The organism is Streptomyces sp. NPDC028331, assembly GCF_055565775.1.
In genome coordinates, this window is record NZ_JBVHTR010000033.1 from 1 (window position 1) to 14,118 (window position 14,118).

General features: G+C 70.7%; 12 protein-coding genes and 2 pseudogenes. 10 read left to right on the forward strand and 4 right to left on the reverse strand.

Annotation, left to right across the window (positions count from 1 at the left end):
- Nucleotides 1-900 precede the first annotated feature (900 nt).
- Nucleotides 901-1,722, reverse strand: a complete 822-nt coding sequence (locus tag ACZ4SW_RS33795) for a hypothetical protein (protein ID WP_468252881.1) — start codon at nucleotides 1,720-1,722, stop codon at nucleotides 901-903.
- 181 nt (nucleotides 1,723-1,903) lie between these two features.
- On the reverse strand, nucleotides 1,904-3,145 hold the full coding sequence (locus tag ACZ4SW_RS33800) for an MFS transporter (RefSeq protein WP_468252883.1): 1,242 nt from the start codon (nucleotides 3,143-3,145) through the stop codon (nucleotides 1,904-1,906).
- 101 nt (nucleotides 3,146-3,246) lie between these two features.
- On the opposite strand from ACZ4SW_RS33800, the gene ACZ4SW_RS33805 reads away from it, so the two are divergent.
- The 4 genes from ACZ4SW_RS33805 to ACZ4SW_RS33820 all read left to right on the forward strand — a co-directional run bounded on the left by ACZ4SW_RS33805 (nucleotide 3,247) and on the right by ACZ4SW_RS33820 (nucleotide 7,876).
- Nucleotides 3,247-4,332 (forward strand): DUF5937 family protein, encoded by a 1,086-nt coding sequence (locus tag ACZ4SW_RS33805; protein WP_468252885.1) that lies wholly within the window; start codon nucleotides 3,247-3,249, stop codon nucleotides 4,330-4,332.
- Between the two features lie 340 nt (nucleotides 4,333-4,672).
- Nucleotides 4,673-6,004 (forward strand): chymotrypsin family serine protease, encoded by a 1,332-nt coding sequence (locus tag ACZ4SW_RS33810; RefSeq protein ID WP_468252886.1) that lies wholly within the window; start codon nucleotides 4,673-4,675, stop codon nucleotides 6,002-6,004.
- Between the two features lie 194 nt (nucleotides 6,005-6,198).
- A complete protein-coding gene (locus ACZ4SW_RS33815; protein WP_468252887.1) occupies nucleotides 6,199-7,161 on the forward strand; it encodes an alpha/beta hydrolase in 963 nt (320 codons plus the stop codon).
- Between the two features lie 142 nt (nucleotides 7,162-7,303).
- Entirely contained in the window at nucleotides 7,304-7,876 is a 573-nt protein-coding gene (locus tag ACZ4SW_RS33820) for a dihydrofolate reductase family protein (RefSeq protein WP_468252889.1), read from the forward strand.
- 187 nt (nucleotides 7,877-8,063) lie between these two features.
- Here ACZ4SW_RS33820 and ACZ4SW_RS33825 read toward each other — a convergent pair whose 3' ends face one another.
- Nucleotides 8,064-8,528, reverse strand: coding sequence for a pyridoxamine 5'-phosphate oxidase family protein (locus ACZ4SW_RS33825; protein WP_468252890.1), 465 nt, complete (start codon nucleotides 8,526-8,528; stop codon nucleotides 8,064-8,066).
- A 557-nt stretch (nucleotides 8,529-9,085) separates the two neighbouring features.
- On the opposite strand from ACZ4SW_RS33825, the gene ACZ4SW_RS33830 reads away from it, so the two are divergent.
- Nucleotides 9,086-9,778, forward strand: a complete 693-nt coding sequence (locus tag ACZ4SW_RS33830) for a response regulator (protein ID WP_468252891.1) — start codon at nucleotides 9,086-9,088, stop codon at nucleotides 9,776-9,778.
- 24 nt (nucleotides 9,779-9,802) lie between these two features.
- Nucleotides 9,803-10,053 (forward strand): annotated as a pseudogene (locus ACZ4SW_RS33835) (GAF domain-containing protein); the annotation flags it as partial.
- A gap of 47 nt (nucleotides 10,054-10,100) precedes the next feature.
- Here ACZ4SW_RS33835 and ACZ4SW_RS33840 read toward each other — a convergent pair.
- Nucleotides 10,101-10,556 carry a cyclic nucleotide-binding domain-containing protein gene (locus ACZ4SW_RS33840; protein ID WP_468252893.1) on the reverse strand — a complete coding sequence of 152 codons (456 nt, stop codon included), beginning with the start codon at nucleotides 10,554-10,556 and terminating at the stop codon, nucleotides 10,101-10,103.
- A gap of 342 nt (nucleotides 10,557-10,898) precedes the next feature.
- Here ACZ4SW_RS33840 and ACZ4SW_RS33845 point away from each other — a divergent pair.
- From ACZ4SW_RS33845 to ACZ4SW_RS33860, 4 genes and pseudogenes are all read left to right on the forward strand, one after another.
- Nucleotides 10,899-11,111, forward strand: a pseudogene (locus tag ACZ4SW_RS33845) (hypothetical protein); the annotation flags it as partial.
- Between the two features lie 225 nt (nucleotides 11,112-11,336).
- Nucleotides 11,337-11,969: a hypothetical protein gene (locus ACZ4SW_RS33850; RefSeq protein WP_468252955.1), complete on the forward strand. Its 633-nt coding sequence runs from the start codon at nucleotides 11,337-11,339 to the stop codon at nucleotides 11,967-11,969.
- 162 nt (nucleotides 11,970-12,131) lie between these two features.
- Nucleotides 12,132-13,061, forward strand: a complete 930-nt coding sequence (locus ACZ4SW_RS33855) for a universal stress protein (protein WP_468252894.1) — start codon at nucleotides 12,132-12,134, stop codon at nucleotides 13,059-13,061.
- A gap of 29 nt (nucleotides 13,062-13,090) precedes the next feature.
- Nucleotides 13,091-14,113, forward strand: coding sequence for a zinc-dependent alcohol dehydrogenase (locus ACZ4SW_RS33860; RefSeq protein ID WP_468252895.1), 1,023 nt, complete (start codon nucleotides 13,091-13,093; stop codon nucleotides 14,111-14,113).
- Nucleotides 14,114-14,118 lie beyond the last annotated feature (5 nt).

Here is a 14,118-nt window from a genome sequence, read left to right on the forward strand (position 1 = left end):
CTCCCACTCGTGATCGGTGAGTTCATGGCGGCGTATCACACCCACCATGATCTACCACGAGGTGATCTTTGAAGACGGACCCTAGTGCCGCGGCATGTTGCGGAGGGCGCGGGTCGTCCGGACCGTCCGGTCGCCCCGCCGTCCGACACGGTCTTCGAGACGGACGGCGCCAAGCCGGTGAAAGCAGGCCGAGGCGAGACTCTTCGAGTGAATAAACCGGAGCAAGGCCACCTGACTGGCAGTTCGCTGGTTGTCGAGGCGATCTCCAAACCATAATTTCAGCTCCAGTGCTCACAGCGGCCGCGCCCGTGCACAGAGTTCGTCCACCCCTGCCACAGACCACAAGCCGAGAGGAACAGTCATGCGTCTGATCCGCTGCGCTCTCGCTGCATCGACGGTGGCGGCCACCGCCTCAGCCATCGGCCTGCCCCTCTTCTTCACCGACTGGATTCACCGGAGTCCCGTTGCCACGCAGGTCCGCACGGTCAGCAGCACCCCCCGTATGTCGTGGAGCGAAACGGAATCTCCCCAGCCGTCCTTCACGGATCCGAGCCCGCGGCTGTCAGTGCACCGCTGTCACAGTTACGGCGGCCCCTACTGCGGCTGGGTGGGGATCTACCGGGGCGGCTGCGACAGGGAGTGGGGCCTGAGCTACGGAATCAAAAGCCCGTTTTGGATCTGCCCCCACGACCCCCGCCCGAGCCCCTCCGACGCGCCCTCGGACACAGCCAGTCCCTCGGACACGCCGAGCCCCTCCGACACACCAAGCCCGTCGGGCACCCCCAGCCCCTCGGGCACCCCCAGTCCTTCGGACACGGCATCACCGCCGGAAGCAGCAGTTCCTCCCGACCAGTCCGACTGGGAGATCTCCGGCGACGAGTAACGGCTTCCGGCCGGGTGTCACTCGGCAGAACGGCGTCGGCGAAGCCAGGCCACGGCCAGCATTCCCATGACCATCAGCAAAGCGCCAGTCGCGATCAGGATGTGGTCGGCGCTCAGAAGGCAGGCGTTCCAGCCGGCAGCCACGGTATCGCGCGGAGCAGCGGGAACGGCTCCCCCGGGGGCGAAAGTCTTCTGCTCACCCTGGCTGTTGGGATGGTGGTCCTCCTTCCGAGGCAACGGGTGGCCGGACGAGCCACCCCCACCAGCAGTTGTACCGCCATGCGAACGAGCACGGTCCCCATGGTCCCCGTGGTGCCCCCGCTCGCCCCGGTCCCCGTCCCCGCGGTGCCCATGCTCCCCCCAGTCCCCGTAGTCCTCGTCGCAGTGGGCGGCCGGGAAGGGAAAGGCTCGCGTGTGGCGGTCGAAGGCCTTCACGACGAAGAGCGGGTGCACCCTGAAGAAGTCACGAATCGCGAACTCGTACTGGGCGGTGGTCTGGGTGGGATAATTGACGTCCAGATACGTCGAGACGGTAAAGCTGTCCCACGGTGCCCTCGGCGACGAGGACGAGGACGAGGAGCCTTGGAGGACGAGAGCCTCAGGCCCACGCCGGCCGTTGGTCAGAATCGCCCTCAGGCTCTTGTCGATGAGCACGACACGGCGCCGGCTGTAGCAGTGACGCCAGGGATTGTGGTGACCGTGGTGACCGTCCCCTTCATAAAGCCTCAGGGAGCCGGACACGTGCCGTGCGGACGCCTGCGCAGCCACGCCGGCCGACGGAGACGAGAGGGCGATAGCCGCACCCGCCAGCGGCGCTGCAACCCAGGGACGAAGATTCATTCGATGACCTCCATGGGTGGCGGACGCAGGCGACCGCCCGCTGCGCGATACATCGAATCTCAGAAGAAGTTAAGAGAATCGACTCGGCACATCGTGAACATCCTTGTGGAGCCCTGCTCCTGTCACTCAACCGCAGCAGTCTCCTGGGCCGCCTGCGCGTTTCGACCGCGCGGTCGTCCGCTCAAGAGCCTGCTCGCGCCCGGCACCCGCAACCGCTGACCCGCGTTCCTTGATCCTTCTCGCTTGCCACGGCGGAGGCGGACAGGAGCGTCGCAGCCGCGAGGCTGCCCCAGAGGGCGGCCGGGCCGAGCGGTGCGAGAGCGGTGATGACCGCCGGGGAGACGGCGAGGCCGAAGCCGGTGGAGAGCTGGAAGCGGGCGAGGGCGCGCCCCAGGACACGGGCCGGGGCGAGCGCGGTGACGAGCGCGGTGGCGCTGCCGGCGTAGATGATCTCGCCGATCGTGCAGACCACGGAGACCACGGCGACGGCCGGTGTACCCCAGCCGTGTCCCAGTGAGGTGGCCGCGAGGAAGCCGAGGTAGGACGCGGCCAGCACCACGCCGGAAAGGGCCAGCACCGTCCGCCGGGAGAAGCGGGACATGAGGACGGTGACCGGCACCTGCAGGGTGACGACCAGCACCGTGTTCGCCACGAAGACGACTGCCGACCACACCGGGGACGCGTGCAACTGCGTCACCAGGACCAGCGAGAGCGCGATCTCGGGAACGTTGAGGCAGAAGACGTAGACCACGTTGGCGGCAAGCAGCGCGAGCATCCGGGGTGCGGGCGCCTCCTCCCCGTCCTCGACCGGAGCGGCGGCCGGATGGGCGTGCAGGCGGACCGACCACGCCAGGACCGCTGCGGTGAGATAGGCGAGCCCGGTGACGGCTGCCAGCGCCCGCAGCGCGGTGGTGCCGCCCGCCAGACACGCGGTGGCGAGGAGCGCGCCCGCGCCCAGTGCGGCGTTGCGCAGGGCGCGGCCTCCCGCAAGCGCGGCGTCGCGTTCCCGACCGTGGGCGAGCGTGGCCACGACAGCCGCGTGGGCGGCCGGCCATGCCTGGTTGCCGATGCCGAGGAAGAGCGCCGCCGTCGCGAACAGCCCGGCGTGCCCCGCCGGGGTGGCCAGCAGCAGCGCCACGCCCAGCACCCGCACCAGCATCGACGCCGCCACGACCGTACTGCGGGCGCCCCGGTCCAGCCATCGGCCCACCGCAGGCATGCACACCAGACCCGCGACGACACCGGCCGTCATGGCGATGCCCGTGGCCGGCCCCGACAGCCTCAGTACCGTCACGCCGTAGAGCAGCAGAAAGGGCCGTAGCAGGCCGGTGCCGAGGGCGTCCACGGCCAGCGCGACGGCATAACGGGGGCCTCCGGAGGCGCGGACGAGGGCGCGGGGCTGGATGCCGGTGATGGTTGCCATGGCGTCAGACGGTGCGTTCGGCCGCTGGGACAGGGCATGTCGGTTGACGCACATCGTCAATCGACGCCGTCGCCGGCCGTACGGTCGGTGATGATGTGGGGATGACGCTGAGGATCGACATCGGCAGTCTGCCGTCCGAGCGAGTGCGGTTCGCCGCCTCCCCGCTGGCCGAGCTGACCGCGATGCTGCACGTGCTGGCCGAACCCGGTCACCACCCGCAGTTCGCGAGCTGGGCCGCGGACGTCTGGGCCGGGCTGCGGCCGGAGCTGGCCGAGCGGCTCAGGGAGGCGGAGTTCCTCTGGCGTTCCTCACAGGCCGACTTCCTGATCCCCGCGCGGCCCCGGCCGACCCTCGCCGAGGAACTGGACGACGTGGACCGGATCGACGACGAGACGTATGTGACCGCCGCGCTCGTCACCACGTGCGGCAGCAATCGGGTCCATTTCCGCGGGAGGTCGCCTCTCACCGATGGGGCCGCGCGCGAGCGGGCCCTGGACGTCGCCCAGGCCCGCGGCGCGCTGCAGGAGGCGTTCGCGGAACGGCTGCTCGCGGACCCGGCCGCGGTGCGGGCGCGGGTGCGTCACACCCTCGAGGAGTGCGCCGAGGCCTTCTTCGACGCCGCCTGGACGGACATAGCGGTGCAGCTCGCCACCGATCTGCGCCTGAAGAACGAACTGCTCAGGCGCCACGGCATCGGGGCGGCACTCGCTTCGGTCTCCGGCGCGGTCACCCTGGCACCGGACGGCGACTGCATCGTCGTGGACAAGGTGCAGGACAAGGCGACCGCCGCCCGTGGCGCCGGGGTCACCTTCATCCCCAGCGTCTTCGGCCGCCCGCACCTGGTGGCGGTCCACGCGCCCGGGTGGCATCCGGTGGTGCAGTACCCCGTCGCCGAGCCGAGTCCGTCGGAGCCGGTCTCTCTGGAGACGGTCACGCTCCGGCTGGAGGCGCTCGCGCATCCGGTACGGTTGCGGCTGCTGCGCACCCTGGCCCGCGGCCCGCACACCACCGGCGAGCTGGCCCACTTCTGGGACCTCTCACCCCCGGAGGTCTCCCGCCACCTCGCCGTCCTGCGCCGCGCGGGCCTGCTCACCGCTCGGCGGCACGGTCGTTACGTCCGTTACACCCTCAGGCTGCCCGATGTGACGGCGCTGGGCGCCGACCTGCTGGCGGCCGTACTGCGCTGAGCGGCCTCCGTCCGTCAGAGCACGGGCGACCACAGCCTTCGGTGCTCGCCTCGCTCGCCGACAACGGCAGCACCGTGCCGTACGCATCCGCCCACGGCGGCTTCCCCAACCGGCTTGCGAGCAGGGACTCGTTGTTCTTCACCACAGCAGGTCATGAACGCCGCCCCGAACTGGTGGAAGGCAGGCGGCACCTGACCTGCCGGCGATCCTTGGGCGAACGGCGCAGGAGCGGGCACTTCCGCTTTGCCTGCCGCACCTTCAGCGTAAGAGCATGCTCGCGTCACGCCGGATTTGAGCAGAGGGACACCGGTACATGAAACACGCTGCACGCCACAGATGGATGACCATCCTCGTGCCCGCCGCGGCCCTCGCAGCCGCCGCGCCGTTCGTCGTTCCGGCCCCGGCAGGCGCCTCCCCTGCTCCGGCCGCACGGGCAGCCGCGCGGATCGACGACCGCCAGCAGGTACTCGACGCCGTCGCCGGCCGGATCACTCAAGGGCTCTCCGAGTCCGACCGGGCGCGCATACCCGGCTTCGCCGACATCGAGGTCGACCCCGACCACAACCACCTGCGCCTGTACTGGAAGGGCACCCCGCCCCAGCGGGTCCGGCGCATCCTCGCCCATCTGCCCTCCGGAGTGACCGCCGAGGTCACAGCCGCCCGCTACTCCAAGGCCGAACTCCACGCCGCCCGCACGAAGTTGCTGCGCGGCCGCACCTCCATGAACCTGCGGGTCGCAGGGGTCGAGCACCCCGTCCACATCACCAGCATCGCGCCTGCGGTGGACGGCAGCGGTCTGGAGGTCGGCTACGACAGCACCGCCGGCCGGGCGAACAGCCCCATGGCGGTCACGGAGGGAAACGTTTCTCGACGGGTCGCGGCGGCCGCCGACCGGCTGGCGGGGGTGCACACCGTCGCGATACACCGATTGCAGAGCGTGGACCTGGCCTCCCGGCAGCACGACCGCTCGCCCTGGACCGGAGCCTCGGCGCTGAGCAACCCCACCGGCGGCATCTGCTCCGGCTCCTTCGGCGTCAAGAACGCCAAGGGGCAGTACATGCTGATGTCCGCCTACCACTGCGGCTCGGCCGCCGGCGGCCGGTGGACCACCTGGTGGGGCGGCGACCTCGTCGGCACCACCGACGCCTCCCAGCGGTCCGCACAGGACGATGTGGTGGGTATCAAGCCTGCCTCGCAGCGGGTCCGCGGCCGGCTCTACGACGGTCCTGCAAGCCGCACCGACGGTTACGCCAAACCCGTCGTCGGCTGGGGCCACAACAACGTCGGCGACTACGTGTGCACCGACGGCGCCAACGGCGGCGTCCACTGCGGTGTGCGCATCGCCCAGACCGACATCGGCGTCACCGGACCGAACCACGTCTACCGCCCCGATGTCGACCTCGCCTACGCCACCTCTGCGACTCCGGGCGGTGTGGCGGCGATCAACGGCGACAGCGGCGGACCGGTCTTCGCCAGCGTGCGCAACCACACGGCCGACGAGGCGCGCGGAATGATCACAGCCCTCGACCGGACGGTCACCTGCCCGCCCGCCTACAACCGGGACACCGTGCTCGACGGTCACCGCAGGACGCCGTGGTGCTTGGCCGGCGTGTACTACGTGCCGATCGGGCAGACCCTGCACGACATGCACTGGACGCTGGTCACAGGCTGACCACCCACGGGCCGGCCGCGCCGCCCCGCGATCGGCGCGGCCCACGTGGAACACCCCGTTGACTGACCACACGACCCCGAGGCCACCTGCGTGTACCGACCATATGTCGGAGCTGCTCGCCGGACGATATCGTGCGCGACACGCGACCGGACGATCGCACATCGGTACGGCACAAGACGAGGAGTCGTTCGAAAATGACGCGTCACGCCGAGACCCCCCGCCCCGCGGCCACGCCGGAGACCGATCCGTACGAAGAACTGCGCGTGCCCGTCAGCGGCGGCGAACTCGCCGTGCTGCGCTGGCCCGCGGCCGATCCGGGCGCCCCCGTCGTGCTCGCCGCGCACGGCATCACCGCCAACGCACTCTCCTGGGCCAGGGTCGCCCACCACCTCGCGGGCCGGGCCACCTTGATGGCGCCCGACCTGCGCGGCCGGGGCGGCAGCCGGTCGCTGCCCGGCCCGTATGGCATCGCCGCGCACGCCGCGGACATGGCCGCGATCGCCGACGCGTTCGGGCTGCAGGGCGCGGTGCTCACCGGCCACTCGATGGGCGCCTTCGTCAGCGCGTTCACCGGCGTGCACCGTCCCACGAGATTCGCCTCGCTCGTCCTCGTCGACGGCGGGCTCGGATTCCCCGTACCGCCCCACCCGGACCCGGACGCGCTGCTCGACGCCGTCATCGGCCCGGCGATGCGCCGGCTGACCATGACGTTCCCCGACCGGCAGGCCTACCGCGACTACTGGCGGGATCATCCGGCCTTTGCCGGCGCGTGGTCGCCGTGGGTGGACGCTTACATCCAACGGGACCTCGTCGGCACGGAGCCCCGACTGCACTCGTCCTGCGTCCGCGAAGCCGTGCGGCTCGACGGCACGCAGGTGCTGCGCGACCCCGCGGTACTGGGTGCGGTACGTCGACTGAAGCTTCCCACACGGCTCTTGTGGGCTGACCGCGGCATGATGAACGAGCCGCCGGGACTGTACGACGAGCAGCGGCTGGCCGCTGCGGGCCTCGACCCCACCCGGCTGACGACGCACCGGGTGGCCGACGTCAACCACTACACCGTCCTCATCGGCGACGACGGCGCACGTACGGTGGCCGATCACCTGCTCGACGCCGCGGGCGCGAGCGGTGACGCGGCTGACATGAGCGGCCGGTGATGTCGGACCGCACCGCGACTCCGACCGCGATCCCAAGGCGCGACCGAAACCTTTTTGGAAATCCACGTCCGACGGCGATGAGTTCCGGCGCGGTGCGCCGTCTGATCCGGTGAAGCAACCGCAAGGCACGGAGGAACCTCAGATGCGTACCCTGATCAGCACAGCCTTCATCTCGCTCGATGGCGTCGTGGAGGCTCCGGGCGGCGAACCCGGCTACCGGAACTCCGGGTGGACCTTCAAGGACGTCGACTTCCTCCCCGAGGCGTTCGACATCAAGGGCCGGGAGCAGAAGGAAGCCACCGCGATGTTGATGGGCCGGACCAGCTATGAGGCGTTCAGCCCGGTATGGCCGGACATGGAGGATTTCGCCGGCTACAAGGTGATGCCGAAGTACGTCGTCTCCACCACGCTCACCGAGGACGACCTGGTGTCGAACTGGGGCGAGACCACGATCCTGCGCTCGCTCGACGAGGTCGCCACGCTGAAGGAGACCGACGGCGGCCCGATCATCATCCACGGCAGCAGTGCCCTGCACCAGAGCCTTTCGGACGCCGGCCTGATCGACCGCTACCACCTGCTCGTCTTCCCGCTCCTGCTCGGAGCGGGCAAGCGCCTGTTCAGCACCACGGACAAGGACACCCAGAAGCTGAAGCTGGTCGAGCACGAGGCGTACGCCAACGGCCTGCAGAAGAACGTGTTCGATGTCGTCCGCTGACCAGGCTCCACCCGCGCGCTGCCGCCACGTTCCCGGACGTGGCACCCGCTGAACGAATTCATGACTCGCCCGGCACCACCACGGCGGGCCCGGACGGGTATCCGGAGAGTCTGACGGCCGCCGACCGGGCGGCGAGGGAAGTCCTGTGAGGGTTCTCGCGCCGCATGACGGTGCGGCCGGACCGCGATCAGGCGCCGTCGGACTCGTCGTCGATGGTGAGTCGGATGCCGGTGATCAGATCCGGGCGGATGCGTACCGCGTAGTCCATGGCCCGGTGCACCCAGGGGCTGAGCAGTGCCCGGTAGCGGGCCAGTTCCTCCGAGTCGGTCACCAGGTGCGCGTAGCCGGTGACCACCACGCTCCAGCCGAGGTGTGTCTCGGGGTCGATGGCGTCGGCCTCGTAGGCCACCACGACGCCCCGGCGGTCGGCCTGCCCGGCGCGCGCGGTCAGGGCCGCGCCCTCGTGGGTGCGGATGACGATGTCGCCCTTGTCCAGGACGTGGTTGACGGGCCGGATGGTCGGCAGTGCGTGGCGGGTGAAGACGATCCGTCCGAACGACACGCCACCCAGCAGCCGCAGGGCTTCGGCGCTGTCCAGCTCGATGCTCCGGCGCGGCCCGGCAGGGAGGGCCTGAGCGGTGTCGATGGTCATGGAAGGCTTCCGTACGGTTTCGTTGCTCACTGCTGCGTTTCTTCGACTGGGGCGGCGAGGCGGCTGCCCGGCCTGTCCCTGTGGTCGCGGCCGGTGCGCCGGTACGGCATCTGCGTCATCCCTTCAAGACGTGACCGGTTTCCCGCCCGCGGCAACCGGCCGGGAGCCACGGACAGGCGGGATCAGGTCATTGGAACCGGACAGAACCTCCTCACGCCAGGGCCGTTCGGCCCTTGTCCCCGTCCCGTCGGCCCTGCGCACCTGGGTGGTCGTCGGACCTTCACCCGGTGGAGTGGCGGGATGCGGGTTGGACGGTGCGGCGCCCCGTTCGGCCTACCGGAGGTCGGGGCCGTGACACGTGGCTACTCAGGGGGCCGACGGGCCGTTTCGCGCCGTGGCGGCAGCGGTGTCTCATGGCCGCGGGCCACTATGGGTGGACAACAGGGCCGATCGGCCCTGGCCCTTCGGCCCGGATACGAGAAAGGATCCCGGTACGGAGGGCCGATTCCGCCCACGAGCGGACATCGGTGCGGAACGCGGAACCAAGGAGCAGTTCGATGGCGGACAGCGAGCAGCCCGGCACCGGCAACCCGATCCGGGTCTTCCTGCTGGACGACCACGAGGTGGTACGGCGCGGAGTGCGCGACCTGCTGAACGACGAGCCGGACATCGAGGTGATCGGCGAGGCCGGCACGGTGGAGCAGGCACTGGTGCGGGTGCCCGCGCTTCGCCCGCAGGTGGCGGTGCTGGATGTCCGTCTCCCCGACGGCGACGGCGTGACCGTGTGCCGGGAACTCCGGTCCCGCATGCCCGAGCTGGCCTGCCTCATGCTGACCTCCTTCGACGACGAGGAGGCACTGCTCGACTCGATCATGGCGGGCGCGTCCGGATACGTCCTGAAGCAGATCCAGGGCTCGGACCTGGTGTCCGCCGTGCGCACCGTGGCCGGCGGGCAGTCCCTGCTCGATGCCAGTGCCACCACCAAGCTGATGGCCCGGCTTCGCGGCGGCGGGCAGGAGGAACAGCAGCCGGACGAACTGCAGGGCCTGACCGAGCGGGAGCGGGACATCCTGGCTCTGATCGGCGAGGGACTGACCAACCGCCAGATCGGCCAGCGGCTGTACCTGGCCGAGAAGACGGTGAAGAACCACATCTCCCGCCTGCTGGCCAAGCTCGGCGTCGAGCGCCGTATCCAGGCCGCGGTGATCGCCACTCAGGTCCAGGACCGGCAGCGGCAGGAAGGGCACTGAGACGGCGGGGCCCGAAGCCTCCAGGCCGGGTACGCGGCGCTGGGCGTGATCGGCCCCGACGGCAAGAGACTGTCGGAGTTCCCCACGGTCGGCGTCGGCGAGGAGCAGCTCGCGCAGATCGGCCCCTACCCGGAGGGCCACGGCATCCTCGGAGAGCTGATCCGGCACCCGGAGCCCCTGCGCCTGGCCAAGCTCTCCGAGCACTCCGCATCGTACGGCTTCCCCCTAACCACCCGCCGATGAACACCTTCCTCGGCGTCCCGATCCGGGTGCGCGGCCAGGGGGTCCTGTACACGATGACTCCTTCGTCGGTTCGGCCCGCTCACACGGCGCTTCCGGCGCCGTAGGGCGCGTAGAGGTCCAGCAGCCGGGTCCTGGTGGTGCGGAGGCGGTGGGCCAGTACGTCGCCGGCCCACCGGGTGACGGCCTGGCCGAGTGATGGGTCGTCCTGGCAGAGGGAGCGGACGGTCGAGGCGTCGAACTCGTAGGCTCGTACCGGTGTCGCCGCTGTGGCGCCCAGATGCCACACGTGCGGCGTGAACAGCCAGGACAGTCCGACGAGTTCGTTGTGGCCGAGGATCTCGATGACGGCGCGGCGCCGGCCGGGTACGTGTGTGTCGAGCTCGATGGAGCCGGTGCGGATGATCCAGAACCGGTCCGCGCGTGCGCCTTCGTCGAAGATGCGCGTCCCCTGCGGGAAGGACACCTCCCGGGCGAGACGCATGAGCCGTTGCCGGTGCTGGGTGGGCAGCGCGCGCGGCATGCTCGGGGTGTTCATGGCCGGCCTCCGGGTCGGGGCGTACGAACGGATACCTCCAGCGTGCGGCGCCGACTCGGGCCGGACGAGGGGCCATTGGGTCCGGAGCAGGGCCGTCCGGCCCCGAGGCAGAGGCAGCGAAGACGGCCGCCGCCCCCGTGAGGGCGGCGGCCGAGGCGCGAGATCGTGCCTCCCCGACACGATCTTCACGCGGAAGTCCTCGCGGCTGTCGGGGCGTGCGGCAGTACCACCCCGTCTCGAACGAGCCGCAAGGACATGACACCGCCGACCGGTCCGCACCGCGTCGCGAGCCCGGCCGCAGCTCCCACCCTCTCGATTGTCGAGCTCGACACCGTGCCGACGATGGGGCATTGCGGACCGTGCCGTGGACCGAATGAGCCTTGTCCTGTGACCAGAAGCACCGGGAAACGGGACGTGCCGGGGCTGTCAGACCTACGGCAGCGGAACCATCGGGGCGGCGCGTGGGTCGTGACCTGCCCGCGCAAGCAGGGCACCGAGATCGTCACGATCGCCGGTGCCGAACTCGGCCGTGGCCGGGACGGCCCCGGCTGCATGAGCTGCCGCATCGAGGCTCGGCATCCCTGGCGCCGTGGCGAACCGCGACAGCCGCCCGCTGTTCCACCTGCCCGTCTCGCCACCCGTCAGCCGAACGGACCTTGGACGCAGGGACGTTCAGCCCAACGGATGGAGACCTTCGGCATCCGGCGTGACGTCAGGCATCGGACGAAAGTGAGACACGTCCAGGAGACGAGGATTCATCATTCCGAAGGGATCACCACCATGGCCGTGCACGAGCACCCTCACCGGAATACGGGGTTCCAGCTGTCGGGCGCCTTCCGCCGGCACCCGACCGGCTCCGGCTCCCAATCCGCCGTTTCGGCACGTCTCGACGCGCACTTCGCGCAGGCTTGCGCCCTGGCGTCCCTGCGCATCCTGACCGGGTTCGTCTTCCTGTGGGCGTTCCTGGACAAGACCTTCGGGCTCGGTTACGCGACCGCGTCCGGCAAGGGCTGGATCGACGGTGGATCGCCGACGAAGGGCTTCCTCAGTTCCGTCGCCGCCGGGCCGATGGAGTCGACGTTCCACTCCTGGGCCGGCGACACCTGGGCGGACTGGCTGTTCATGTTGGGCCTGCTCGGCATCGGTCTGGCCGTCATCTCCGGCGTGGCGCTGCGGCCCGCCGCGGTGGCGGGCACGGCGATGATGGCGCTGATGTGGATCGCCGAGTGGCCGCCGGCCCGGCACCTGTCGGACGGATCACCGAGCATGTCGACGAATCCGTTCGCCGACTACCACCTCATCTACGCTGCCGCGCTGATCGCCGTGGCGGCAGCGGGCGCGGGCGCCACCTGGGGCCTGGGCCGGCTGTGGGCGCGGCTGCCGGTCGTTCGCGACCACACCTGGCTGCACTGACCCGCGCGCGGCGGTGACGGCCCTCGCCCGGGCCCGTCCCGGCCGACCCGCGCACGAGGCCCATCGTGCCCCCTGAGGAACAGCGCACCCTGCCCTGAAAACCCCATGAACACGACGCTCGAATCGGGACCCACGGGGACCCGATTCAGGAGGTGGAGAACAATGCCCCGCACCATCACCGTGGGTCTCGACGGCTCGCCCGAGAGCCGCGCCGCGGCGGAATGGGCGGCCCGCGAGGCGACACTGCGCGGACTGCCGGTGAAGCTCGTCCAGGTCTGGGAGCCGGCCCCGGAGCCCATGGCCCAAGCCCCGCTTCCGGGCGCCGAGACGCATCAGCACCGGACCGGGCGAAGCGAGATGGGGGTACCCCCGGCCGAAGGCTGGGGGAGGATCCCCCGCGAGGCCGCCGAGGGCCTGCGGCTGCGCCATCCGGGCGTCGAGGTGACCACCGAGCAGATCACCGGACGTCCCGCCGAAGTCCTGGTCGACGTGGCCGAGGACGCCGACATGCTCGTCCTCGGTTCGCGCGGCCTGGGCGGCCTGGGCGGCTTCCTGGTCGGCTCGGTCGGCCTCGCGGTCGTGGCGCACACCGAGCGTCCCGTCGTCCTGATCCGCGGCGACGAGCAGGAGATGGACGAGGCAGGTGTTCCCGCCGCGGCCACGGCCTCCCGTCCCGTCGTCCTCGGGCTAGACGTCGCCGGCCCCGACGAGACGCTGGTCGGCTTCGCCTTCGAAGCCGCCGCCCGCCGGAACGTGCCGCTGCACGTCGTGCACGGCTGGAACCCGCCTCCCTACTACGCCTACGGCATGGCTGTGGAACCCGCGGTCGAGCGGGAGATGGCGAAGGCGGACGCCGTAGTCCTCAGCGAGGTGCTGCGCCCCTGGCGGCAGAAGTACCCCGACATCGAGGTCGTCGAGCAGTCGCACTACGGCAGCCCCTCGCTCCTCCTGATCGACGCCTCCCGGGAGGCTTCCCTGGTCGTCGTCGGCCGCCGCATCCGCCGCTCCTCCGTCGGCGCCCACATCGGCACCGTCACCCACGCCGTCCTGCACCACTCCACCGCACCTGTCGCCGTCGTCGCCCACGACTGACGCACTCCCGCCAGAGGAGAGGACAGACCATGAAGGCAGCGGTCGTACGAGCCTTCGGCGAGCCCCTGGTCGTCGAGGAACGCCCCGACCCCGAGCCCGGCCCCGGCCAGGTCCGCATCCGTGTCGAGGCCTCCGGGCTGTGCCACACCGACATCCACGCCGCCCACGGCGACTGGCCCGTCAAGCCCACCCCACCCTTCGTCCCCGGGCACGAAGGAGTCGGCGTCGTCGAGAAGCTCGGCGAGGGCGTCACCCACCTGTCCCTCGGGCAGCGCGTCGCGGTGCCGTGGCTCGGCAGGGCGTGCGGGCGGTGCGAGCACTGCCTGTCCGGCTGGGAGACGCTGTGCGAGCGGCAGGTCAACACCGGATACGGCTGCGACGGCGGTTACGCCGAGAAGATGGCGGCCTGGGCCGACTTCGCCCAGCCCGTGCCCGAGGGCGTCACCCCGTTCGAGGCGGCCCCGCTGACCTGTGCGGGCGTGACCACCTACAAGGCCCTCAAAGTCGCCGACGTCCGGCCCACCCAACTCCTCGCGATCTCCGGCGTCGGCGGCCTCGGCCACCTCGCCCTGCAGTACGCCAAGATCGCCGGGGCGACCGTCGCGGCCGTCGACGTCACCGACGACAAGCTCGAACTCGCCGCGGAACTCGGCGCCGACCTCGTCATCGACGCCCGCAAGCAGGACGTCGGAAGGGAACTGAGGAAGCACGGTGGCGCCCACGCGGCGATCGCGCTCGCGGTGAGCCCTGCCGCGTTCGAGGCGGTCAACTCCGGTCTGCGGCGCGGCGGAAAGCTCGTCATGGTGGCGCTGCCCGCGCACGGCACGATCCAGGTCCCCATCTTCGACACCGTCCTCAACGGCACGTCCGTGATCGGCTCCATCGTGGGCACACGGCAGGACCTCGCCGAGGTCTTCCAGCTCCACGCGGCCGGCCGCACGAAGGTCATCCACGAGACCCGGCCGCTCGCCTCCGTGAACGAGTCCATCGATGCTGTGCTGCGCGGCGAGATCAAGGCCCGGATCGTCTTCGACCTGGACGCCGGATGGTGAGGACG